We start from the raw sequence: 23,754 nt of genomic DNA on the forward strand, positions 1-23,754 counted from the left end.
CTGATCCGGCTGGCGCCGGAAGGCGGGCAGGGATCGCCAGGCCCCTGCCCGCCTTCCGGCGCCCCCTCAGAGACGGGAGCCGATACGGGCGCCGTCGAGCGTGGCATGCACCAGCCGTCGCGGCGCCAGGCAGTCGCCGATGCGGTAGAACTCGCCGTCGGTCTCGGGGAAGTCGACCGGCTCGGCGCCGGTGGCGAACACCACCGAGTCGAAGGCGCCGATGTCGGAGGTCTCCCCGGAGAAGACGTTGCGCACCTGCGGGCGTGCTCCCCCCTTCACCAGCTGGGTGAGCGCCTCGATCCGTACGTGCTTCTCCAGCAGCCGCTTCGTCAGCAGGTGCAGGATCGACGGCTCGGCGGCCTGACCGGGCAGGATGCACTCCGACAGCAGCACGACCTTCTTGCCGTGGCCGGCCAGCAGGTCGGCGGCGGCCAGCGGCGCGAGGTGGTCGTTGAGGCCGCCGACGACCAGCACGTTCTCACCCAGCTCCGTGAGGTCCGTGTCGAGGATGTCCAGGGCGGTGTAGGCGCGGGTTTCCTCCAGGCCGGGGAGGTCCGGGAGGGCAGGGAGTGCGCCGGTGGCGACGACCACCGTGTCCGGCGCGATCTCGGCCACGGACTCGAGGGTCACCTCGAAACCGAGCCGCACCTCCACCCCGGCCTCCGCCACCTCCCGGGTGAGGTCGTCGATCAGCGAGGCCATCTCGCGGCGGTGCGGGTCACGGGAGAGCAGGGTGATCTTGCCGCCCAGCGTCTCCTTCTTCTCCGCCAGCACCACCGAGTGGCCCCGGCTCGCCGCCGTGCGGGCGCACATCAGGCCGGCGGGGCCACCGCCCACCACCAGGACCCGCTTGCGCCGGGTGGGAGCAGGCACGTCCAGCTCGCGCTCCCGGCCCGCCCACGGGTTCACCGGGCAGGAGGAGACCCGGTCGGGGTAGTGGCATTCGTTGATCCCGATGCACTTGTGGATGCGGTCCGCCCGCCCGGCCGCGGTCTTTTTCACGAACTCCGGGTCGGCGATCAGGGCGCGGGTGGTGCCCACCAGGTCCGCGACACCGCTGCGGAGCACGTCCTCCATCAGCGCGGGGTCGTTCATCCGGCCTGTGAGGATCACCGGCACGGAGACCGCCTCCCGGACGGTGGCCGCGGCGTCCGCGTTGAAGCCGGGCTCGTAGTGGCTGGAGGCGACGTAGGGGAGCACCACGCCGTCGTGCAGGGCGCCGATCGTCCCGGCCGTGATGTTGACGTAGGCCAGGGAGGACTCCACGGTCTTGACGACGGCCGCGATGTCGTCCGTGGTCAGCCCGCCGGGGTGGGCCTGAAGGCCGCTGATGCGCATCCCGATGGGGAAGTCCGCTCCGCACTCCTCGCGGATCGCCTCGAGCACCTCGGTCAGGAAGCGCATCCGGTTGTCCAGTGAGCCGCCGTAGCGGTCCGTGCGACGGTTGGTGGACGGCGAGAGGAACTGCTCGACCAGGTAGCCGTGGGTGGCGTGCACCTCGACGCCGTCGAGCCCGCCCCGCTGGATGCGCGAGGCGGACCGGGCGAACAGCCGCACCACCCGCTCCACTTCGCCGGTGGTCATCTCGCGCGGCTGGGCCCGCACGTGCGGGTCCGGTATGCCGCTGGGCGAGACCATCGCCTGGAAGGTCTCGGGCAGCCGGATGGAGCCGCGGTTGGCCACCTGGCCGAAGACCAGCGCCCCGTGTCGGTGCGCGATCTCGGCGCGGGCCCGCAGCGGCGGCAGGAGGAGGGAGTCGAAGAACTCCCTGCCCTCCTCGGTCTCGGGGTCGGCGGTGCCGTCCAGGTCCCGGGCGGAGATCCCGTCGAGCTGGCCGGGCGTGACATAGGCCAGGGTCGAGATGGTCTCGTTCAGGACCGGTATGCCGACCATCCCGACCCCGCCCGCGACCCGGGTCTCCAGGTACTGCAGGTAACGCTCCTCGCTCATCTTCGGGTTGTGGGTGGTGAGCATGATCCGGTTGCGGACCGTCTTGCCACCGATGGCGAAGGGGCTCAGAAGCGTTGCGAACTCACCGCTGCTCATCAGCGTCTCCCAATTGGTAGGTCATATGCGGCGCTCGCGCGCCGCCCACTACACGACGAAGCTCTCGTGGGTCTCCGGGGCGAACAGATCCTCGGGGGCCAGCAGCCGTCCGGTGAGCCCCTGCTCGTGCAGGTAGCGCAGGAAGGCCGTCAGGCAGGCGTGGTTGGGCGCCAGGCCGTAGGGCCAGATGTCCTCGCCCATGACGTCTCGTGCCGACTGCGCCGCCAGATGGCCCCACGGCAGCATCCCGGACAGCGCGACGGTCTCGCCGAGCGCCCGGTCGGCGTGTTCCTTGGCCTCCTGGAAGGCGTCGGTCAGTGCCCTGGCGAGCCAGCGGTTGCGCTCGTAGACGTCGCGTCGCAGCACCACGGTGTGCATGATCGGGAAGATGCCGGTCCGCTTGAAGTACTCCTTCTCGGCGGCGGCCGGGTCCGCCCACAGCCGGCGCACCCGGCGGGTGCCGTCGGTGAAGTGGCGGGGCACCCGGGCGGTGTAGAGGGCGTCGATCTCGCCGGCCTCCAGCATGTCGGAGAGGTTCTGCCCCTCCGCGATCGGCGTGATGTCCACGCCGGGGACGTGGATGGCCAGCTTCTCGGTCCGGCCGGGTTCCAGCAGTCCCCCGGTGCGGTAGGAGACCGAGTCCACCGGAAGCCCGTAGTGCTCGTCGAAGATGCCCCGCATCCACACCGCGGCCGTCATCTGGTATTCGGGGATGCCGACGGTCTTCCCCTTGAGCTGCTCGGGGTGGGTGAATTCGCTGTCGGCGTGGACGTACACCGCGTGGTGCCGGAAGGTGCGGGAGGGGAACACCGGGATCGCCACGAACGGCCGGTCCCGTTCCAGCGTCAGCGTGTACGAGGACAGCGACATCTCGGAGGCGGAGAACTCGCCGTGCCGCGCCATCCGGAAGAAGATCTCCTCGGCGCTCAAGGGCAGCCAGGTGAGGTCCACTCCGGGGACGCGCACCCGGCCGTCGGCGAGCGCCGCCGTGCGGTCGTAGGGCCCGCAGGCCATGGTCAGGTCGATGGTCACTTCATTGCCCCTCGGTGTAGAAGTCGAGCCGGGCGGGCGGCTGCGGGGCGGGCGCCCCGCCGGTGCCGTAGAGCCACTCGGCGAGCGAGTAGTCGTCCGCTGCCAGGGAGCTGAACGCGAAGTCGCGCAGGACCGCGCCGACGCCGCCCAGGTGGACCATCTCCCCGAAGAAGCGGGTGTTGCGCTGCACCGCGGCGGCCCTCGGGAAGCGGATCTCCTCGTACTCCTTGAGCGCCGTGACCGGGTCGTCCGGGCTGTCGGCGAGGGCGGCGGCGAGCGCGACGGCGTCCTCCATGGCCTGGCCGGCGCCCTGTGCGAGGTACTGGCGCATGGGGTGGGCGGCGTCGCCCAGCAGCGCGACGCGTCCCTGGGCCCAGCCGGGCATGGGCTTTCTGTCGAACTGCTCCCACCGCTTGCCGAGGTCCAGGTGGTGCAGTGCCTCCCGCACGGGGTCGCAGGTGTCGGCGAACTTCTCGAAGAGCTCCTCCGGGGTGGCCCAGGTGTCGCTGCCCGGCGCACCGCGGACGCTGCGGAACGAGGCCACCCTGTTGAGCAGTTCGCCGCCCTGGATCGGGTACTGCATCAGGTGCAGCCCGTCGCCCGCGTACAGGGTGACCGCGTCCTGCACCCCCTCGGGGCGGGGTCCGGGGCCACGGTAGATGGCGTACCGGGAGACGGCCGGCTCGCTGTCGTCGAGCACCTCGCGGCGGACGGCGGACCGCAGGCCGTCGGCGCCGATGACGATGTCGGCCGGGTGGGTCGACCCGTCGGCGCAGGTGACGGTGGCGCCGCGGGCGTCCTGTTCGACGCCGACGACCTCCTTGCCGGTGAAGGCCGTCACCAGGCCGGTGGCGAGGCTGCCCTGGAGCAGCGTGTCGAGCAGGTCGGCGCGGTGCATCACCGTGTACGGGGCGCCGAACCGCTCGGCGAGCGCCTGCCCGAACCGTGCCTGGTAGATCTCCCGGCCGGTGTAGGCGTCCAGGATCACGAACCGTTCCGGGAGCACGGCGGTGCGCAGCACGCTGTCGAACACGCCGAGTTCGCCGAGCAGCCGGCCGGCGTTGGGACCGAGTTGCAGCCCGGCGCCGATCTCCTTGATCTCCGGCGCGCGTTCCAGGACGTGCACCGACATACCGCGCCTGGCGCACGCCAGGGCCGTGGTGAAGCCACCGATTCCGCCGCCGATCACGAGAACGTGCGGCCTGCTTTCCGGGCCGGCCATGGGGACCTCTTTCCTTGGAGTCGTCATGGGTCAGGCGAGCTGTTCGCGGTAGAGACCGAAGGGTTCGAGCATCGGCCGGTCGCTCATGGCGAACAGGGTGACGTCCGGGCTTCCGTCCGCCGCGACGTGCTCGTACCAGGTCCAGGAGGGGACGACGAAGAAGTCGTTCTGCTCCCAGTCGTAGCGCCGTCCGCCGATCACGCTGTGGCCCGAGCCCCGGGTCACGCAGAACACCGTGCTGGAGGTGTGCCGGCGACGGAGGGTGCGGCGCCCGGCCGGCAGCAGCTGCGCGGCACAGCCCAGGGTGGGCATCACCGGACCACCGGTCTGCGGATCGGTGTACTCGACGGTGACCCCGTGCTCCGGGTCGCCCTCCGACTCCCGCAGCCGCTCCAGACTCTCCAGGGTGGCGGCGTAGGAGTACTTCATCAGGGGCGAGTGCGCCCGGCCGGTCCGCGGGCCGGCCGGTACGATGCCGGCGCCGTACCGCGCCACGCTGTCGTCCTCGGCGACCCGCGCCGGCTGCATCCGCTTGTCCTCGTAGTCCTCGTAGAACTGGGCGTTGAGACCGCGGACGAAGGGGACGTCGAGGCCGTCGAGCCAGATCATGGGCTCGTCGCCCGCGTTGCGGTGGTCGTGCCAGTTCCATCCGGGGGTGAGGACCAGGTCGCCGGGCTCCATCAGCACCGGCTCGCCCTCGACGGTGGTGTGCCCCCGGCCGGCGAGCATCAGCCGGACCGCGGCGGGGGTGTGCCGGTGCGCGGTGGCTTCCTCACCCGGCAGGACCAGCTGGTAGCCGGCGACCATGGTGTGCGTCGTGCCCCACTGGCGGGCGGGGTTGACGCCGTTGAGCGCCCGGCGCTCCGCCTCACTGCCCAGGTCGATGGTGCGGCCGGCCTCCTCCATGAGGGGGATCAGTTCCCGCCAGCGCCACACGTGCGGGACCTCGGCCGGTTCGGGCTCCGGAGCGTCCGTGCCCGGGACCCGCCACAGCGGCACCACATGCGCCCCGGCCAGCCTCTCGTAGAAGTCCGCCGGTGAATCGGCCGGGGAATCGGTTCGGTTTTCCACCGTCGTCATATTTCCTCCACTCCTCTGATTCGGGCACCCGGGTACCGGGCCATAAAAAAACGCCGTCGAAATCACCGGAAAAGGCAGCGTCGAACCTGCACACCCTTTCCAGAAGGCTGGAGAAAAGTGCGCTTTCTCGTGTTCCTGCGTTATCCGGCGCGCAGGGCGTCAGCTTTCCTCGGGCACCATGACCACGCCACCGTCACCCCTGATGTCCAGGCGTGAACGCCATTCGTACAGATCACCGCGGTACCAGCTGTGCAGTACGTCGATGGGGCCGTCCACGGAGCTCAGGATCCGCTGGGAGAACAGCACCGGCGCACCCAGTTCGGTCTCCAGATGCCTGGCCACCTCGGTGTCGGCGAGCTGCGCCGACACCCGCTGCTCGGCTCCCTCCATGGCCACCCCGTCGCTGTGCAGCACCGTCAGCAGCCCGTCGGTGCGCAGGCGGGGGTCCCGTGCGAAGTGCTCGATCTGCGGGGCCAGATAATGGGTCGAGTAGACGAACACCGTGCCGCCGGCGGTACGCCGGTTCCAGATGACGTTGCCGGTCTCCCGGTCGGTGCCGAGGGTCGCGCGGACCGAGGCGGGAAAACGGACCCCGATCTCCACCCCGACGTCATGGAGCGGCATGCGCGGCGTACCGGAGATGAGGTCGAGCAGGGACCCCCGGAAGACACTGCCGATCTTCTCTTCCGCGTCCCCGTACACGAACGTGCCTTTCCCCTGCCGGCGAAACACCAGTCCGCGGGCGATGAGCTCGTCCACGGCCTTGCGGATGGTCGCCTTGCTCACCGAGAACTCGGCGACGAGCCGGTCCTCGGTGGGCAGTGCTTCTCCCGCCGGGTAATCACCCAGACGAATCCGCTGGTAGATCACCCCGAATACTCGCTGATACAGAGGAGCGGGGGGTGGCGTGTGCTGCATCATTCCCCTAAGAGGTCACGGAGCATTTCAACCCTGCATAGTAACAGCCGGATAAACCGGCACGTGGGTGGACGGAATTCTCTCGGCGGACGTTCCGGAAGAAAGAAGTCTCTCCCGTCCGGAACGCCAGCGTTCTGGTCGTCGGCACAGCCGTTCGGCTACCGCGCCAGCGCCCTGACGTCGGACGGCGCGACCGAGAGCCGCACGGAGCCGCCCGTCTCCAGGGGCACGTCCCCCGTCGCCCAGTGCATGACCTCGTGGTCCCGGTCCCCCAGCGTGATGCGGCTGTCGGTGAAGGATCCGTAGAACTCCGAGGTCCGCACCGTCCCCGGCCAGCAGTTCCCGCCGCCGTCGGCGCCGTTGAGGACCGTGCGGTCGGGCCGCCAGACCGCGGCGATCTCCTGCCCGGTGCGCAGGCCGTCCTGTCCGGTGGCGGCCTCGATGTCGCCCAGCGCGGTGGCGACCGTGACGCTGCCGTCGCCCCGGACGGCCGTGACCGTGCCCTCCACCTCGTTGAGCTTGCCGATGAACCGCGCCACCCTGAGGTTGGCCGGCCTGAGGTAGACCTCGCGCGGAGTGGCGACATGGGCCACGACCCCGTGGTCGATGACGGCGATACGGTCGGCCATCCCGATCGCCTCCTCCTGGTCGTGGGTGACGTAGACCGCGGTGAAGCCCAGGCGCTTCTGCATCTCCCGGATCTCTACGCGCAACTGGTCACGCACCCGGGCGTCGACGTTGGACAGCGGCTCGTCGAACAGGACGATCCCGGAGTCCTTGACCAGTGCCCGGGCCAGCGCGACGCGCTGCTGCTGGCCGCCGCTGATCTGCGCGGGGTGCTGTTCCGCGAGATGCGCGATGCCCATCATCTCCAGCACGTCCATCACCCGTTCCCGGATCTGCTCCCGGGTCAGGCCCTTGTGGTGGCCCGTGGTCAGCGGGTAGGCGACGTTCTTGAAGATGGTCATGTGCGGCCACAGCGCGTACGACTGGAAGATCATGCTGATGTCGCGCTGCTCGGGCGGGACGAAGACACCGTCCTCGGCGGAGGACAGGATCTTCCCGCGGCTCTCGATGCTTCCGGCGTCGGGCTTCTCCAGACCGGCGATGCACCGCAGGAAGGTGCTCTTCCCGCAGCCGCTGGCACCGAGCAGCACCAGCACCTCACCCTCGTGGATGTCCAGGGTGGTGTCATCGACGGCGGGCACCGACTCCCCGTCGCTGCGGCGGTACATCTTGCGGACGCCCCTGATCCTGAGCGCCGGCTCCGGAGCGGCCGGTGCCGGAGGGTGCGCGGCGGCCTCGCGGGCCGTGACGTCTCCCGTGTCCAGGGATACGACATTCGCCATGACGGCTCTCCTTCTAGGACTGTTGACGGTTTCTGCGTGCCTGCCACATCGAGGTGGCGCTCAGGACCACCGCCACCATCACCATGGAGACGAGGGACACGAAGAGGGCCAGCGCCGCCAGTTCGGCGTATCCGCCGCCACCTTCGAAGATGGCCAGGAGCTGGAAGCCGATCACCGGCGTCCCGGTGCTCGCCAGGAGGGCCGAGGCCTCGACGTCCGCCATGATCCGGACGAAGATCAGCGTCCAGCCGGCGGCCAGGCCCGGCAGCATCAGGGGGAGGTAGACGGACCGGAAGGTGCGTCCCTGCGAGGCCCCAGAGAGCGAGGACGCCTGCCCCAGTTCCTTACCGACCTGGCCGGCGGCGGCCTCCGAGGTGATGGATGCCTCCGGCATCGCGACCACCAGGAAGCCCATCAGCAGGATCAGGGCGGTGCCGCCGAGGAAGAACGGCTCTCCGGCGAAGGCCAGCACCATGCCCACCGCGACGACGACCGGTGGGATGGCGGCCGGGACCTTGGACACGACCGCGGCGGCCTTCGCCACGGTGCCCGGGGAATGGACCGACAGCCAGGCGATGCCGCCGCCGATCACGACCGCGACCGTCGCGGTGACCAGAGCGAACAGGAGGCTGTTCACGATCGCCTGCTGGTTGGCGGGGTCGGTGAGGATCGACCAGAAGGAGCCCAGGCCGAAGTTCTCCCAGGAGGGGTCGCCCCAGTAGCCGTTGAGGGTGACCAGGGTCAGCGCGCCCACGGGGAGGAGCACGGCGCAGAACAGGTAGAGCAGCATCGCCGCCCGAGCCACCCCACGCAGCCGGCCCAGCGGGATGCGCTCGGTGCCCGATCCCTTGCCGCCCATCACCGCCGTACGGCCGCCGCGCAGGGACCGCTGCTGGAGCAGCCAGATCACGCCCAGCACCACCAGTTCCAGGCTGCTCAGCCCGATCGCCGCACCGGTCTGGGGCGGGTAGGAGGAGGTGAGCAGGTGGACGATCTCCACCGACAGCATCTGGATGCCCGCCGGCTCGGCGAGCACCACCGGTACCGAGAAGACCGCGAAGCCGAACCACACGGCCAGGAAGGCCGCGCTGAGCAGGCTCGGGCGCAGCGCGGGCAGCGTCACCCGGACCAGGGTTGTGAACACACCGGCCCCGCACATCCGGGACTGCTCCTCCAGCCGCGAGTCCAGGTTGCGCAGCCCGGCCGAGACCACCAGGTAGACGAACGGGACCAGGGTGAGGGTGTAGACGCCGATGACGGTGTACCAGGAGTTGGCGCTGAACGGCCCGGAGGTCAGGTTCGCCCCGAACACCCCGTTGGCCACCGCGCGGATGACCTTGTTGACGTATCCGGCGTCCGAGGACATCAGCAGCAGCCAGCCCACCGCCGTCGCGATGCCGGGCATCAGGAAGTTGACGACGGGGAGCACGTCGGTGAGGACGCCCATCCGGGCGTCGGTCCGCTCGTTGAGCCAGGCGAAGGCCGAACCGATGACCAGGGCCAGCGCGACGGAGCTGCCGGTCACGATGAACGTGTCGAGCAGGGTGTCACCCAGCCCGGGCAGGGCCAGGGTCTCGGAGACGGCCGAGAAGGTCAGTGTGCCGTCCACCCACACCAGACCGAGGACGATCCGCACCAGGGGATAGCCGATCAGCAGCGCCACTCCGGCCGCCATCAGCAGGACGACGAGACGGAAGGCGGTGGGGGAGGCTTTGCGACGTGGAGCGCTCAGGGGGCGCACCGGGACATCTGGCGGGCCGGCGGACGCGGGGGTCCGCTCGGCGTCGATGACGGAGTTCTCGCTCATGATGCCCGCTCACCTGCCACCGTTGAGGATCTTGGAGACCTCTTCGACCTTGGCGGGCCGGTAGTACTCGAGGTTGGGGTGCAGCAGTTCGAACTCGGTCTCCACCTGGGGCGTGGCTATCGCGCTGTTGGCGCCGTGCAGCGCCTGGCCGGCCTTCTCGGACAGGACGTAGCCGGCGAACAGCTTCTGGGCGTTGGGGTGGCCGGGCTCGGGGTTGAGCGTGTAGGCGAAGGCCGGGCCCGTGGCGCCGGGCTCCGGGAAGACGATGTCGACCGGCGCGCCCTTGGCCTTGGCGTTGTCGATGGCGGCCTTGCTGGCCACGCTCTGGATCGCGTACTGACCGGCGGCCAGCGACTCGGTCAGGCTGACCATGCCGCCGGGGTCGGGGAAGATCTCCTGCTTGCTCAGGCTCTCCAGGAAGCCGTCGACGTGGTCGTCGACGGTGCCGTAGTAGGTGGCGTAGCCGGAGCCGTCCTTGTGCGGGCCGTTCATCTTGCCCTTCCACTTGGGGTCGCCCAGGTCGGCCCAGGACTTCGGGCGGTCCTGAGGCTTCACCAGGTCGGTGTTGATGCCGATGCCGAGGGCGTCGACGATGTACGGCGTGCCGGCGATCCCCTCGCTGTCGAGGAGCCACTTCTCGGGGTGGTCGGCGGGCAGCAATCCGGCGTCCTTGAAGGACGTGACGAGCCCTTCCTTGAGGGCCGTCTGGATGAACGGGACATCGGCGTGCAGGATGACGTCGGCGGTTTCGGCTGCCGACTTCTTCTCGGTCGCGTACCGCGCCGAGAGGTCGGGGCTGGTCGCCCTGAGGACCTTGACGGAGACTCCCCGGTATTCCTTCTCGAACCCCTTGGCCAGTGCTTCGCACGAGGCGGGGGTCAGGGAACAGTAGAAGACGACCTGGCCCTCCTTCGCGGCCGCGGCCACCAGGGTCTCACCGGTGGCGGCGACCTCGCCGGCCTTCACCCCCGGCCCGCCTTTTCCGCAGGCGGTAAGCACAGCCAGGGAGGCGAGGACGGCCACGGTGAGCACACCGGTCCGGTGCGGGCGGTACTCCATGTTTCTATACCTCTCGTCGCGAGGCTGTTTCACAGCCGGTGTCGGTCTTTCGGTGCCGCGCCGTGTTCGGGCGTGCTCGTCGCGGAGGACGGAGCCGGCACCATCGCTCGGGGGGCAAGTGGGGGGAGTGGGGGGCGGTGGCCCCGTCTGTCCCACGGCTGACGCGTGCGGGAAGGACAGGGAAGGGCGGCGGACACGCGCGGGGCGGGACGGCCCCGGGCGGCCGGCGCTCACGCGAACGGGCGGGGCGGTCCCTGCGGGGCTTGTGCCGTACGGCGCGACAGCCCCGCCCGGCGGGTCACTTGCGGTAGCGGTCTCCGTGCCGGCTGACCAGCTGCTCGTCGAGGTAGGCGACGGACTCGGGGGCCATGTCGGCGGTCGGTACCGGCTCGGGGATGAAGGTCCCGTACGGGTCGTTGCCGCGCACCAGAGTGGCGGTGTCGGTGGTGCCCTCCTCCCGATTGAAGGGCTTCATGTAGCGGACGGCGATGCCGATGCGCCGCTCGTCGCTGTGGCTCGGCCCTGAGCCGTGGAAGATGAACTGGTGGTGCAGCGAGAACTGCCCGGGCCGGAGCTGGATCAGCGTGGCGTCGTTCTCGTCCACGTCGACGGCGATCTCCTGCCCCTGGGAGAGCATGTTGGAGTCGTCGCTGTTGAAGGTGTGCTCGGCCTCCTTGGTGTGGGTGCCGGCGACCACCTTCAGGCAGCCGTTCTCCACCATGCTGGGCGCCAGCGCGATCCAGGCGGTGATGATCTCCCCGCCCTTCGGGATGCTGGAGAACGGGGCGTCCTGGTGCCAGGCCACATATCCGGGGTGGTGCGGGTTCTTGATGAAGAAGGAGGAGCCCCAGCAGTAGATGTCGGGGCCGAGAAGGCTCTCGACCACGTCCAGCACGAGCTCCAGCCGGATCAGCTCGTTGACCCAGGGGAGCACCAGGTGGGCCTTCGAGCGCAGGATGGCTGAGCCACGTTCGCCGTATTCGGCCTCGAACGCCTCCAGCTTCGCACGGTAGGAAGCCGCCTGATCGGCCGTCATGGCATCCAGCGGGAACAGGAAGCCGTTCCGGCGGTAATCGTCGACCTGGCCCGGGGACAGGGCCCCGGTCGTCGCTGTGGTCATGGAACGCACCTCTCTCTGGTTGGGTTCTGGCCGTGTCGAAAGGACCCGCCCGGGTCGACGGGCGGTGAAGCCGCCCTCGACGGGCCGGGTGGACGGGCGGTGAAACCGCATGCGACCGCCCGGGTCAACGGGCCGTGAAGCCACCGTCGATCGGCAGGGTCACGCCGGTGATGTACGAGGCGGCGTCCGAGGCGAGGAACGCGATACCGTTCGCGACCTCCTCGGGTTCGGCGAACCTGCCGCCGAGGAGCCGGTCCCGTAGGCGTTCCTGCGGCTGCGAGATGCCCCGGTCGGCGATCCGTGTGGTCATCGTCAGTCCGGGACAGACCGCGTTGACCCGCAGACCGCGGTCCGCGAACTCGGCGGCCAACTGCCGGGTGAAGCCCAGCAGTCCTGACTTGGTGGTGGCGTAGCCCAGCGCCGCCGGGTTGGCGGCCAGAGCGTGTGTCGACGAGACGTTCACGACCGACCCGCCGCGCGGTGCCGCGAGCAGCGCCGGCAGCAGTGCCCGGGTGAGCAGGTAGGCACTGGTGAGGTTGCGGGCGAGGTCCCGGTCCCACTGTTCCGGGTCCAGGTCTTGGATTGAACGCCGGCTGTTGACCCCGACGTTGTTGACCAGTCCCTTGATCACGATCCCGGACTCGTCCACCGCCCGGGGGATCCGCTCCACGTCGGACCGGTCGGTGAGGTCGGCCTCGACAACGGTGCAGGCGGCACCCGAACCGGCCAGACGTGCGGCGAGTTCGGTCAGACCGTCGGCGTCGATGTCGATGGCCAGGACGTGCGCACCGAGTCCGCCGAGCACCTCGGCGGTCGCGGCGCCGATTCCGGCGGCGGCTCCCGTGACGACGACTCCCAGGCCGTCGAATCCGGACTTTTCCAGCATGCGGTCACCCCCTTGGAAGGAAGGACGGGCAAAGGTCGGTCGATGCGGTCGACGCGGCTCGCACCGACCCGACAAGAAATTCAGTCATCCGCTTCTCCGGATGAATCAGCTGCAACGTACATGGCTCCCCGTGGTCGCACCAGAGGTGTGCAGCAACCTTTTTCAAGGGCCTTCCAGCCCTTTTCTGTCGACCAAAAGGACCTCGACAGCACCATTGCGCCCCCTGCCGACCGGCCCTATCCTCCAGTCATCCTGATCAGCGGATGAATCTTCAGGGCTTTGGTCGCACCCCCGCCCTGCGGCCGCCTCACCGCCGGAGCCGACCGTTCAAGGGTCGGAAGAGAAGGAGGCGCAGATGCGTCTTGGAGTCTTCGACGGGAACCGCCTCGCGGTCTCGACGGACACGGAAGTTATCGATGTGACGGACCTGGTCCCGGGCCCCGACACACCACAGGGCCCGCTGCAACGGCTGTTGGAGCAGGACCTCGGCCACGTCCTTGCCGCCCCGGAGGCACTGCGCGACTCCCGCCGGATCGACCCGGAGAAGGTGGCCTGGTCCGCCCCCCTGCCCCGGCCGCACAAGATCATCGGCGCGCCGGCCAACTACCGGGCGCACGTGGCCGAGATGAACAACCCGAACACCATCGCCGAGTGGGGTCTGTTCCTGAAGGCCGCGTCCTCCGTCATCGGCCCGGACGAACTCGTCAGGCTCCCCTACAGCGACGTGCGCACCGACCAGGAGGCCGAACTCGGAGTCGTCATCGGCAGGCGGGCCCGCAACGTGAGCCGGGAGGAGGCACTCGACTACGTCTTCGGCTACACCTGTGTTCTGGACATCACCATCCGCTCGACCGAGGACCGTTCCACCCGCAAGTCCTTTGACACCTTCACTCCGATCGGCCCGTTCGTCGTCACCAGGGACGAGGTCGGCGACCCCGATGACCTGGAACTGCGCTGCTGGGTCAACGACGAGTCGCGTCAGCACAGCCGGACCTCCCTGATGATCTACAGCGTGCCGCGGCTCATCGAGTACGCCAGTTCCGTGATGACCCTCATGCCCGGCGACGTCATCGCCACCGGCACCCCGGAAGGCGTGGGCCCACTGGCCGACGGCGACCGCATCGCCATGGAGGTCGAGAAGGTCGGACGCTTGGAGGTGGGCGTGACCGCCGACGGCGCACTCCCGTACGCCTCCCGCCTGGGCCGCGGCACGAACTGATTCCCCGGGGCCGGGGCCCCGCCACGAGCGGCCAGGGAGCCGTGACGCCGCGGCGGGCACCGGCCCGGGAAGCCGGCCGCCGCAACTGTCAATCCCCTCGGATAGTGGAGACCTTCCTATGCAGCCAGCTCCTCGGTGAGGGCGGCTCGGTAGTCGTGTTCGTAGTCGATCGGGCTTTTGAACCCGCACACGCTGTGTATCCGACGCGTGTTGTAGAAGTCGGTGATCCAGGTCGCGATCCTGATCCGGGCCTCGGTGCGGGTAGTGAAGGCGTGCCGGTGGACGTACTCGACCTTCAAGACGCTGTTGAACGCCTCGCTGACGGCGTTGTCGAAGCAGGAGCCGACGCGTCCCATAGGCTGGAAGACGTCCGCCGAAGCCCTCAACGAGCATCTACTCTTGATCCCACAAGCCGGTGTTGCGACGACCGGTTGAGCCTGGGTTCGCTGCCGCGGTCGCTGTGGAAGATCACGCCACGGACGTCCCCGCTGCGGGTCGCGGCGGCCATGTGCAGCGCGGCGACGACCAGGTCCGCGTCGTGGCGGGCGCCCGTCGCGTAGCCCAGCAGGCGCCGCGAGAACAGGTCGATGACCGTGGCCAGATACAGCTTGCCCTCTCCGGTGACGATCTCCGTCATGTCCCCGCACCAGACCAGGTCGGGCTCTTCGGCGGTGAAGTCGCGGTGCACGAAGTCCGGGCTCGTCGGCCGTTTCCCGGGCCGGGTCAGCCCGCTCCGCCTGCGGACCTTGCGGGCGACGAGGCCGAGCTCGGCCATGAGCTTTGCGATGGTGTTCACCGAGACCCGCCAGCCCTGACGCACCAGCGTGATCCAGATCTTCGGAGATCCGTAAGTGCCGCCGGACTTGGTGAATTCCTCCGTAACCGCTTCGGCCAGCTGTTGGCGGCGTACTTCCCTGCCGGTGGGTTCGCGGTTGCGGTGCTTGTAGAACCACGGCTCGCTCACGCCCAAGGCGTGGCAGGCGACGCTGTGCGGGATGCCGTGCTCGGTCCTGAGGTCGCTGATCGCCCCGACGGCGGCGGCCGGGTCCCCCACGGCTACTTCACCCACAGGACCATGCAGCGTTTGAGGACTTCACGCTCCATCGCCAGCTCCTTGTTGTCCCGCTTGAGCTGAGCATTCTCCCGCCGCAGCCGCTCCAGCTCGTCACTCGTACCGGCCGGCGCACTCCCTGTGCGGCGGGCCCGGGACACCCAGCTGGCCAGCGTGGTCTCGTTGATCCCCAAGTCCTTTGCGACCTCCGGGACCGACTTGCCGGTCTCCGTCACGATCCGTACTGCCCCCTCACGGAACTCCGGCTCGAACTTCCGTCGCTTCTCTGCCATGACTCTCAACTTCCCCTGCAGTCATGGTCTCCACGCTACGAGGGAAGACTCACGTGGTCGCGCCACCGATGTCGGTGTCACTGCCACGAGCGCACCGGAATGGCTGATTCCGAGTCACCGGGTTTCACCTGTTGGCATCTCGCGGTGGGCGATCTCACGCACTTGCCTCAAGACTGGCCGACGTTCCCCGAGACGTCCACCAGCGAAGGAGGGGGCAGTGGCTCTGACCGAAGAGCACGAGATCAAGGTCCCGGGACTGCTCAGCCGGTTCGTCCGGCTGCAGTCGGGTGTGAAGGCGCACTATTCGACCTCAGGTGAGGCTGGCCCGGCTGTCGTGCTGCTGCACGGCGGCATCCCCGGCTCATCGGGCTCCGCGGGTTTCCGCTACATGGCCCCGTTCCTCGGCGCGCACGGCTTCCGCGTGTACTGCCCCGATTTCCCCGGGTTCGGCCTGACCGAGGATCCAGGTCGCTTCTACGCCTACGGGCAGGGCGGACAGGTCGACTACCTGCAGGACTTCGTCAACGCGGTCGCGCTGGACACGTTCTGCCTGGGCGGCAACTCGATGGGCTGCCAGACAAGCGTCAACTACGTCGTGGCGCACCCCGAGCGAGTGGAGCGGTTCGCCGTCATCGCCGGCATGATCGGCGACCTGGTCACCCGCGACGAGATGCGTGCCGTCGACAACCGCGCCAAGCAGGGCCCGCTGCCCGGCAGCGGCGGAACCTACGACGGCTCCGAGACCATGATGCGCGCCATGATCGAGTCCATGGTCGTCGACCGGTCCGGTGTCACCGACGAGCTCGTCAGCATGCGCACCGCGGCCGCCAACCGCAACCGCGACTACTACGACCTCAACATGGGCCGGGTGCTGCGGCCCACCGACCCGAACGAGCTGATCCGGCTCACCACCAAGGGGCGCCTGGACAAGGCGACGATCCCGGGCATCGCGATGTTCGGCGACAGGGACGTCCTGTACGCCGTCGAGGCGGCGCACCTTCAGGAGGACGCCCTGCCGAACGTCCAGTACTTCTACCCCGAGAACACCGGTCACCAGGGCCAGACCGACCGCCCGGAACTGCACCACCAGGTGTTCCTGGAGTTCTTCCGCGACGGCAAGGTCTCCTGGGAAACCGCCCGGGCCGCGGGCATCTCCACGCGCCGCCCACCGAACCCCGATCTCGTCGACATCCCGACCGACGCCCCCTTCACCAGCTGATCCACGAAGCGACCGGAACCTGCTCCGTCATCGCGGATCAGCCCGGACCGGCACCGATGAGCCATCGACCACCAAGGAGACCGTCATGACCACGCCGACCGGAGCCACTGTTCGTGCGCACCACCGCACCTCGCTGGTTGACCGGGCCCGGGAGATCGCTCCCGTCGTCGCGAAGTACGCGGCCGACAACGACGCCCATCGTGTGGTGGCCGCCGAGGCCGTCCAGGCCATGGTCGACTGCGGACTGACGCGAGCCCTCCAGCCGGCCCGGTACGGCGGCGAGGAGGCGCACCCGGTCGAGTTCGTCGAGGCCGTCATCGAGGTCGCCAAGTCCTGCACGTCGACCGGCTGGGTTCTGATGCTGCTCGGCGTGCACAACTGGGAGGTCTCGCACATGACCGAGCAGCTGCAGGACGAGCTGTTCGGTGACGACCCGACGACCCTGCTGTCCTCCTCGTACGCGCCCCACGGCACCGCCACCCCCGTCGAGGGCGGCTACATCCTCAACGGTTCGTGGAAGTCCTCCTCGGGCGTCACCCACGCGTCGTGGGTCATCCTCGGCGCCAGCGTGGAGGTCGACGGCAAGCCGCTGATGCACAACTTCGTCGTGCCGCTGGCCGAGGGACGGATCATCGACGACTGGTTCGTGCTGGGCATGCGGGGGACCGGGTCCCGTTCCGTCGAGCTCGACCAGGTCTTCGTCCCCGCGCACCGGGCGCTCGACCGCCAGATTCTGCTGGCCCAGGCCGGTCCCGGTCTGAAGAAGAACGACGGCCCGCTGTACCGCGTGCCGCAGGGCTACCTCTACAACCTCGTCGCCGGCGCGCCCGCGCTGGGCGCCGGCTGGGCGTTCTACGAGGAGTACGTCGACCAGCTGAAGAAGTTCACGCGCCGCTTCGACAACGCGAAGCTGAGCGAGGACCGGGTCGAGCTGCTGCGCACGAACGACGTGCGTGTGCGCCTCGACGACCAGCAGAAGGTCGCCCTGCGGATCCTCGACGAGGGCTACCGGCTTGCCGAACTGGGCCAGGTGCCGGGCGACCTCGAGGCCGCGCGGGGGATCTACGACGCCGCACGCACCGCCGAAGCCGCGCTGTACGTCGCCCAGCAGCTGATGCCCACCATGTCGGCGCGGGTGGTGCACGAGCTGAACCCGTTGTCGCGGCTGTACCGGGATCTGATCGTGGCCCGTCAGCACTTCACCCAGAACACCGACTTCGCGGCCGCCACCGCGGCCAACCTCGAGATGGGCAACCCGGCGGCCGCCACCTTCCTGCTCAGCGAAGCCGAGCGCACCGCGGCGGTCGACCGTTCGAAGCGGCTCTATGGCTGACCCTGCCAAGGCAGGCCCGGCTCGTGGGGACTCCCTGGCGTCGGCGCTGAGGCACCGCCCCTTCGTGCAGTTCTGGCTGGGGGCCTTCCTGGCCAGCGCGGGCGGCTGGTTCCAGTCGCTGGCGGTACCGTTCGTCCTCCTCCAGCTCACCGGGAGCGCCTTCTGGGTCGGTCTCGCGACCGCGGCGCAGTTCGTCCCGATCATGGTGCTGGGTCCGTGGGCGGGCGTGGCGGCCGACCGGCTGGACCGCCGCCGGCTGGTCATGGTCACGCAGCTGGCCCGTTCGCTGGTGGCGCTCGCCATGTGCGTGTGCTGGTGGTCGGGCCGGCACGACCCGCTGCTGCTCGTGGGCCTCGCGGTGCTGACGGGGTGCGCCCAGGGCATCTCGATGCCGAGCTGGCAGGCGCTGGTCAACGACTACGTGCCGCGTGAGGCGCTCGACTCGGCCGCGTCGCTGAACACCATCCAGTTCAACCTCGCCCGCTCGCTGGGCCCTGCCGTGGCGGGTCTGGTGCTGTTCTGGGCGGGCCCGGCGGTCGCCTTCTTCGTCAGCTTCGTGATGGTGCTCGTGGTCGTGGTGGTCCTGCTGGTCACCGAACCGGTCAACCCACAGCCGCGACGAGCCCGCAAGGATCGCGTCGCGGACGGCGGTTTCCGTGAGGTGTTGCGCTACACCTGGGGTTCCCCGGGGGTGATGACGGCCCTGACGGTCGTCTTCCTGGTGGGCAGCCTCGGCATGCCGATCTTCCAACACGTGATCACCTTCGCGGAACAGGTGTTCGACTCCGGTGCGCTCGGCGTGGCCCTCCTCAACCTGGGTCTTGGTGCCGGAACCCTGGCGGGCGTGCCCGTGCTGGGCCGCATGCTGCGGATCATGAGGCGTTCGACCGTCGTGGCGATCGCGATGTGCGGCTACGGCGTCACCTTCGCCGTCTTCGGGCTGGCGCCCAGCCTCCTGACCGCGACCCTCGCCACCATCGGTGTCGGTGTCTTCTTCCTTCTCGCCCTGTCCGTCGGACAGAACACGATACAGATGCTGGTCGCCGACCAGGTGCGCGGACGGGTGCTGTCCATCAACGTCATCGTCTACACCGGCTCCGTCTCCCTGGGGGCCGCCGCCCAGGGCGGAATCGGGGACTGGCTCGGTCTGCGGACGACCGTGCTCGGTGCCGCCGCGCTCCTCGTCCTGGCCGCCGCCCTGCTGGGCGTGGGCTCCCATCGCCTGAGCCTGCACCATCTCGATGGCTCCAGGGACGAGTCGTACGTCTCCGTCACGCCGGAGCTGACTTCCTCCAGCACCTCCTCAGGTGCTTCGACCGCTCACGAAAGGACAAGAACCGATGCCTCCTGACGCCTCCGTGCTGTCCACGTCCGCCCCTGAGGCCATCGACCCCCAGGTCATGAGGCAGGTGCTGGGTAACTACCCCACCGGGGTCGCCGTCGTCACCGGACGCGCGCCCGACGGCACACTTCTCGGGATGGTGGTGGGAACGTTCAGCTCCGTGTCGATGGAGCCGCCGCTGGTCTCGTTCATGCCGATGAAGACGTCGCGGACCTTCACCGCACTGCGCGAGTGCGCGTCCTTCTGTGTCAATATCCTGGCCGCCGACCAGAGCGACGTGTGCGGGTCGTTCATGCGGCCCCCGGAGGAGAAGTTCCGCGGCCTGCGGTGGCGCGCCGCGCCCAACGGTGCTCCCGTCATCGAGGGCGTGACCGCCTGGATCGAATGCACCTGGGCCGATGTCATCGAGGTGGGCGACCACTACTTCGCGCTCGGCGCCATCCAGTCGCTCGCCGCCGAGCGCGACTGTCTGCCGCTGCTGTTCTTCCAGCGTGGGTACGGCCGCTTCACGCCGGGCCTGCTGATGACCTCCGACCACCGTTCCCTCGCCGCGGCCGTCGGCGTCGCCGAACGCGGTCGCCTGGAGTTGGAGCGGCTGGCCTCGGAGCTGGGGGCGGAGGTGAGCCTGCTCGCGCCGCTCGGCGACGAGTTCGCGTTCGTGGCCACGGCCGGCTCCTCCGGCGGAACCTCCTCGCCCCCTCCCGGAACCCGGCTGCCCTTCGCGCCGCCCCTGGGAATGCTGTTGGTCGGGCATCCCGGGGCTCCTTCGGCCGGGCAATGGCTCGACCGTGTGCCGGCTTCGGCACCACAGGTGCGGGAGGCCGCCGCCGTCCAACTGCGCCGGACCCAGGAGCGCGGCTGGTCCCTGACCCTGCACGGTCCGCTCGCGACCGCACTGCTCGACGAGCTCGTCGACGCGTTCAGCGAGCCGGCACGCACCCCGGACAACGAACGGCGTCTGTTGGAGGCGCTGCGCCGGATGGCGGCGTTCCACGAGCCGGAGCAGATCATGCCCGATCGGTCGTACAGCGTTCTGCAGGTGTCGGTGCCGGTCTGCGACGCCGATGAGAACGTTGTTCTCGTCCTGCGCCTGTCCGGGCTCCCAGGAAGCTCCTCAGGGGCCGAAATCATCGCCTTCGTCAACCGTCTACGCCTGTCCGCGAGGGCCATCGAACGGACATTGACCCCTGTTTTGTGACAGCGGCCACCTGGTGGCACAGCAGAATCGAGCCAACCACCGTGGTACAGCCAACGTGTGGCCTCACTTCACCTCGCGGGAAGGTGACCGTCTTATCGATCGCGTCTCGGCCACATGGTGATCCAGGTCCGGGATGCGACCGGAGAAGAGGATGTTCGATGGATGTGTTGGCTGAAGTCCGGTCGTCCAGAATGACCGGTCTCCAGATCCGCGCCGTGGCAGTCGCGATGGCGTTGATCATCATGGACGGCTTCGAGATCGCGATGATGGCGTTCACCGCCAAGCCGATGGCGGACGCGTGGGGCGTGAGCGATGCGACGCTCGGGATCGTGCTCAGCGCGAGCCTCTTCGGTATGGCCGCGGGTGCGATCCTGTTCAGCCCGGTCGGTGACCGCCTCGGCCGCCGACCGCTGACGACCATCTCGGTGACCATCGTGCTGGTCGGTATGGTGCTCGCCGCGGTGGCCCCGAACGTGGCCGTCCTGATCGTGGCCCGGTTCCTCACCGGGTTCGGCATCGGAGCGATGTCGCAGCTCAACGCGTATGTCTCGGAGTTCGCCTCCGATCGCCGTCGCGGAACGGTGGTCGGGATCTACGCCACCGGATTTCCGATCGGTGCCACCCTGGCCGGCGTGGCCGCGAGCCTGCTCGTCCAGCCGGCCGGCTGGAAGTCGATGTTCGTGGCCGGTGCGGTCCTGGCTCTCGTCATGCTCGTCGTGTCATGGGCGTTTCTTCCGGAGTCGATCGACTTCCTGGTGGCCCGCCGTCCCAAGAACGCCCTCGAACGGGTCAACACCGTCCTCAACAAGATGGGGCGGCCAAGCCTGAAGGAGTTGCCCGAAGTAACCGAGGTCGAGCGTGCCCACCTCGGTGTCACTGCGGTCTTCGCCGGTGCCACCGGGCGCAAGACACTCGTACTGTGGCTCGGCTACGCCTGCCTGATGGCGGCCTACTACTTCGCGAACTCCTGGATTCCCAAACTGGCCGCGGAGTCGACCGGTGACGATCAGATGGGCACCACGGTCGGCTCCTTCCTCAACTTCGGCGGCATCCTCGGCAGCCTGCTCTTCGCGGCAGTCGCGATACGGGTGCTGCCGAGGAGGATCCTGCAGGTCACCATGGCCCTCAGCGTGGTCGGCACCGTTGCCTACGGGGCCACGTTCGGTGTCGCCTGGCTCGCCGTCGTCCTGGGGGTCCTCCTGGGGGTTCTCGCAGTCGCCGCGGTGGCTGGCTTCTATGCCGTGGCACCCGAGGCCTACCCGGCGGCGCTGCGCGGCACCGGTGTCGGCTGGATGCTCGGTGTCGGACGGCTGGTGTCGATCGTCTCGCCGATCAGTATCGGGTACCTCCTCGACGGCGGCTGGTCCGCGGGGAGCCTGTTCTACCTGATGGCCGTACCCCTCGCGATCGGCACGGTCTGCATCATCGTCCTGGGCCGACTGCAGAAGGGAGAGGTGGGCGAGGGCCACCAGGCGCAGGTGCCGGCGACCCCGTCCCCTGTCGCCTGATCGGCCTTCCGAATCCGTCACGCAGTGCTCGGCCGGGAGTCCGGCCGAGCATTGCGTGGGCCGTTGTGATGCCGGCGGCGCGACGAGCGCGGCGCGACGGCCTCTCAGGAATAGCCGGGCGGGAACTCTGCCTCCATGTCCCAGTGGACGTCCTGGAGCCCGTAGTCCTCCGCGAGCTCGCGGGCGCGGATGAACCGGCCGGCCACCAGACGCGCGGTGCGCAGCACCGCTCCGTCCGCCCTGGCCTTGTCGATGCGACTGCTCGGCGCCGAGACGCTGACCGCGGCGATGGGGCGACCGTTCACCAGGACCGGAGACGCGATGGCGCCCTCGCCCATGGTGTATTCCTCGTGCGTGTAGGCGAGGCACGTCTCGTGCGTCAGCTGCAGTTGCGCCCGCAGCCGTCCGGCGTGCATCACGGTGTGCCGCGTGCGGCGGGAGAGCTCGAGGTGCTGCGCGATCGCACGGTCGCGGTTCGCGGCGTTGACGAAGGCGAGCATCGCCTTGCCCGACGCCGTCGTCAACGCGTCTTCCCGTACGCCGGCCACGGACGAGGCGATGCTGCTCCGTGAACTCGTGACCTGGTCGATCAGGATGACGTCCGAGCCGTCCAGGACCGACAGGCCCACCGCCGCACCGAGCTCGAGGAAGAGATCGCCCAGCAGCGGAGCCGCGACCTCCCTCAGACCGGCGGGACGCGCGTGGACGAAGTGGTTTCCGAGTTCGAACATGCGTAGGCCGAGTCGGTAGCTGTTCCCGCTGCGGATGACGTGACCGCTCTTGGTGAGCTGGACGAGGATGCGGAAGGCGGTCGACTTCGGGATCCCGGTCCGCTGCGCCAGTTCGGTGACACTGACGGTGTGCCCAGCCTCGAGGAAGGCATCGAGGAGAGCCAGGGCCCGGCTGACCGCGACACTCGGTTTGACGCGGAAGGAGGCTTCGAGAGGATCCGAGCCTCCGACCGCATGCTCGTCAGTCATGGTCAACTCCATTTCCTTCCCCGACGCCGTACGGGCTCACACCGGTGTCCGACCGATGATTTCCCGCTGAAGGACACCCCGCAAGACCTCGAGTGCCCTGGTCAGCCCGATCCCAAGGAACGCTGTACGGATCTCCGGTCCCGGAGAACGAACCCCGGATTCGCGACCCCACGCCGTCGGAGGACGCGGAACGCAGGGCAAGGAAAGCGATGCGCCGGCGCACGGGGTGAAGCCGGGCCCAAACCCCGCCGACGCGTCCGTGCCGCGGACCATCCCCGCTGACCGACGGGGCCGACGCGGACTCAACGATCGGCCGGCTCGACGGCGAGCCGTGCCTGCCAGCGGTAGAGATCCCCCCGGTACCAGCTGTGCAGGCAGTCGAGCGGTCCGGAGGGCGAGCGCAGGACCCGCTCGGCGAAGAGGACGGCGGCGCCCAGCCCGATGTTCAGCCGGTCCGCGACCTCCACGTCCGCGAGTCGCGCGGACAGGGTCTGCTCCGCTTCGCTCATCTCGACGTTCTCTCGGCGCAGGAGGCTCATCAGCCCCTCCTCCGCGAGCTCGGCACGGCCGAGAACCGCCGCGACGGTGGGACCGACGTAGTGGACCGAGTACACGAAGGGCTGATCCCCCCACAGCCGCCTGGTGCGGTAGACGGTGCCCGTCTCGGCGTCCGTGCCGAGGGCCTGCCGCACGCTCGCGGGGAACCAGACGTCGTCCTCGACGTGCACGTCGAGGACCTTCAGCTGTGGCGTACCGCGGATCAGATCGCCGATGGACCCTACGAAGCCGCGTGCCGCAGGGTCGTCCCCGGAGCCTCGGACGTACGTACCGCTCCCCTGTCGCCGGACGAGCTGACCACGCGCGACCAGCTCACCGACCGCTCTGCGGACGGTCGCCTTGCTGACGCCGAACTCCGCCACCAGTTCGTCCTCCGTGGCGAACCGGGAGCCGGGCGCGTAACCGCCCTGGCTGATCCGCTGGGAGAGCACCGCGAAGATGCGCTGGTAGAGCGGCGCCGGTATCGGCGTGAACGTCATCTCGGTCCCCCTTCTCGGTCCGGCCCCCGGCCCGGGGCCCGGTCAGCCTGCCGTG

The 23,754-nt window shown here is 69.2% G+C and carries 20 protein-coding genes and 1 pseudogene; 6 read left to right on the forward strand and 15 right to left on the reverse strand.

Translation table 11 applies throughout. The features are described from left to right. Nucleotides 1–66: 66 nt before the first annotated feature. The 10 genes from ACFP2V_RS25910 to ACFP2V_RS25955 form a co-directional block, all read right to left on the reverse strand. Nucleotides 67–2,046, reverse strand: coding sequence for an oxidoreductase (locus ACFP2V_RS25910; protein WP_381217213.1), 1,980 nt, complete (start codon nucleotides 2,044–2,046; stop codon nucleotides 67–69). Nucleotides 2,047–2,094: 48 nt separating this feature from the next. Beyond that, nucleotides 2,095–3,078, reverse strand: a complete 984-nt coding sequence (locus tag ACFP2V_RS25915; protein WP_381217216.1) for a substrate-binding domain-containing protein — start codon at nucleotides 3,076–3,078, stop codon at nucleotides 2,095–2,097. Nucleotide 3,079: 1 nt separating this feature from the next. Further along, the gene (locus ACFP2V_RS25920) at nucleotides 3,080–4,300 is read right to left on the reverse strand and encodes an FAD-dependent oxidoreductase (protein WP_381217219.1); all 1,221 of its coding nucleotides are present in this window, start codon (nucleotides 4,298–4,300) and stop codon (nucleotides 3,080–3,082) included. Nucleotides 4,301–4,330: 30 nt separating this feature from the next. Beyond that, nucleotides 4,331–5,380: a cupin domain-containing protein gene (locus ACFP2V_RS25925; RefSeq protein ID WP_381217222.1), complete on the reverse strand. Its 1,050-nt coding sequence runs from the start codon at nucleotides 5,378–5,380 to the stop codon at nucleotides 4,331–4,333. A 159-nt stretch (nucleotides 5,381–5,539) separates the two neighbouring features. Continuing rightward, on the reverse strand, nucleotides 5,540–6,301 hold the full coding sequence (locus tag ACFP2V_RS25930; RefSeq protein WP_381217225.1) for a GntR family transcriptional regulator: 762 nt from the start codon (nucleotides 6,299–6,301) through the stop codon (nucleotides 5,540–5,542). 155 nt (nucleotides 6,302–6,456) lie between these two features. Next, nucleotides 6,457–7,647, reverse strand: coding sequence for an ABC transporter ATP-binding protein (locus tag ACFP2V_RS25935; RefSeq protein ID WP_381217228.1), 1,191 nt, complete (start codon nucleotides 7,645–7,647; stop codon nucleotides 6,457–6,459). A gap of 13 nt (nucleotides 7,648–7,660) precedes the next feature. Next, nucleotides 7,661–9,454 carry an ABC transporter permease gene (locus ACFP2V_RS25940; RefSeq protein WP_381217231.1) on the reverse strand — a complete coding sequence of 598 codons (1,794 nt, stop codon included), beginning with the start codon at nucleotides 9,452–9,454 and terminating at the stop codon, nucleotides 7,661–7,663. A 9-nt stretch (nucleotides 9,455–9,463) separates the two neighbouring features. Further along, complete coding sequence (locus ACFP2V_RS25945) at nucleotides 9,464–10,513, reverse strand: extracellular solute-binding protein (protein WP_381217234.1); 1,050 nt, start codon at nucleotides 10,511–10,513, stop codon at nucleotides 9,464–9,466. Nucleotides 10,514–10,811: 298 nt separating this feature from the next. Then, on the reverse strand, nucleotides 10,812–11,633 hold the full coding sequence (locus ACFP2V_RS25950; protein ID WP_381217238.1) for a phytanoyl-CoA dioxygenase family protein: 822 nt from the start codon (nucleotides 11,631–11,633) through the stop codon (nucleotides 10,812–10,814). 124 nt (nucleotides 11,634–11,757) lie between these two features. After that, nucleotides 11,758–12,519, reverse strand: coding sequence for an SDR family NAD(P)-dependent oxidoreductase (locus ACFP2V_RS25955; RefSeq protein ID WP_381217241.1), 762 nt, complete (start codon nucleotides 12,517–12,519; stop codon nucleotides 11,758–11,760). Between the two features lie 355 nt (nucleotides 12,520–12,874). On the opposite strand from ACFP2V_RS25955, the gene ACFP2V_RS25960 reads away from it, so the two are divergent. Continuing rightward, the gene (locus ACFP2V_RS25960) at nucleotides 12,875–13,738 is read left to right on the forward strand and encodes a fumarylacetoacetate hydrolase family protein (RefSeq protein WP_381217245.1); all 864 of its coding nucleotides are present in this window, start codon (nucleotides 12,875–12,877) and stop codon (nucleotides 13,736–13,738) included. Between the two features lie 116 nt (nucleotides 13,739–13,854). Here ACFP2V_RS25960 and ACFP2V_RS25965 read toward each other — a convergent pair whose 3' ends face one another. From ACFP2V_RS25965 to ACFP2V_RS25975, 3 genes and pseudogenes are all read right to left on the reverse strand, one after another. Further along, a complete protein-coding gene (locus ACFP2V_RS25965; protein WP_381217248.1) occupies nucleotides 13,855–14,094 on the reverse strand; it encodes an integrase core domain-containing protein in 240 nt (79 codons plus the stop codon). Nucleotides 14,095–14,192: 98 nt separating this feature from the next. Next, nucleotides 14,193–14,807, reverse strand: a pseudogene (locus tag ACFP2V_RS25970) (IS3 family transposase); the annotation flags it as partial. Continuing rightward, the gene (locus ACFP2V_RS25975; RefSeq protein WP_381217254.1) at nucleotides 14,795–15,082 is read right to left on the reverse strand and encodes a transposase; all 288 of its coding nucleotides are present in this window, start codon (nucleotides 15,080–15,082) and stop codon (nucleotides 14,795–14,797) included. The pseudogene ACFP2V_RS25970 and the gene ACFP2V_RS25975, both read right to left, overlap by 13 nt. Nucleotides 15,083–15,299: 217 nt before the next feature. Here ACFP2V_RS25975 and ACFP2V_RS25980 point away from each other — a divergent pair, with 217 nt between their 5' ends. The 5 genes from ACFP2V_RS25980 (at nucleotide 15,300) to ACFP2V_RS26000 (ending at nucleotide 21,682) form a co-directional block, all read left to right on the forward strand. Further along, the gene (locus ACFP2V_RS25980; protein WP_381217257.1) at nucleotides 15,300–16,301 is read left to right on the forward strand and encodes an alpha/beta fold hydrolase; all 1,002 of its coding nucleotides are present in this window, start codon (nucleotides 15,300–15,302) and stop codon (nucleotides 16,299–16,301) included. A gap of 85 nt (nucleotides 16,302–16,386) precedes the next feature. Next, a complete protein-coding gene (locus tag ACFP2V_RS25985; protein WP_381217260.1) occupies nucleotides 16,387–17,634 on the forward strand; it encodes an acyl-CoA dehydrogenase family protein in 1,248 nt (415 codons plus the stop codon). After that, a complete protein-coding gene (locus ACFP2V_RS25990; protein WP_381217263.1) occupies nucleotides 17,627–18,985 on the forward strand; it encodes an MFS transporter in 1,359 nt (452 codons plus the stop codon). Before ACFP2V_RS25985 ends, ACFP2V_RS25990 begins: the two co-directional genes overlap by 8 nt. Beyond that, nucleotides 18,975–20,174 carry a flavin reductase gene (locus tag ACFP2V_RS25995; protein WP_381217266.1) on the forward strand — a complete coding sequence of 400 codons (1,200 nt, stop codon included), beginning with the start codon at nucleotides 18,975–18,977 and terminating at the stop codon, nucleotides 20,172–20,174. The genes ACFP2V_RS25990 and ACFP2V_RS25995 overlap by 11 nt, the downstream gene beginning before the upstream one ends. 191 nt (nucleotides 20,175–20,365) lie before the next feature. Next, nucleotides 20,366–21,682 (forward strand): MFS transporter, encoded by a 1,317-nt coding sequence (locus ACFP2V_RS26000; protein WP_381217269.1) that lies wholly within the window; start codon nucleotides 20,366–20,368, stop codon nucleotides 21,680–21,682. Between the two features lie 104 nt (nucleotides 21,683–21,786). On the opposite strand, the gene ACFP2V_RS26005 is transcribed toward ACFP2V_RS26000, so the two are convergent. Then, the gene (locus ACFP2V_RS26005) at nucleotides 21,787–22,662 is read right to left on the reverse strand and encodes an IclR family transcriptional regulator (protein ID WP_381217273.1); all 876 of its coding nucleotides are present in this window, start codon (nucleotides 22,660–22,662) and stop codon (nucleotides 21,787–21,789) included. A 302-nt stretch (nucleotides 22,663–22,964) separates the two neighbouring features. Beyond that, the gene (locus tag ACFP2V_RS26010) at nucleotides 22,965–23,699 is read right to left on the reverse strand and encodes a GntR family transcriptional regulator (RefSeq protein ID WP_381217276.1); all 735 of its coding nucleotides are present in this window, start codon (nucleotides 23,697–23,699) and stop codon (nucleotides 22,965–22,967) included. Nucleotides 23,700–23,754: the final 55 nt, after the last annotated feature.

The organism is Streptomyces incanus (assembly GCF_042656345.1).
In the GTDB taxonomy this organism is placed as follows: domain Bacteria; phylum Actinomycetota; class Actinomycetes; order Streptomycetales; family Streptomycetaceae; genus Streptomyces; species Streptomyces incanus.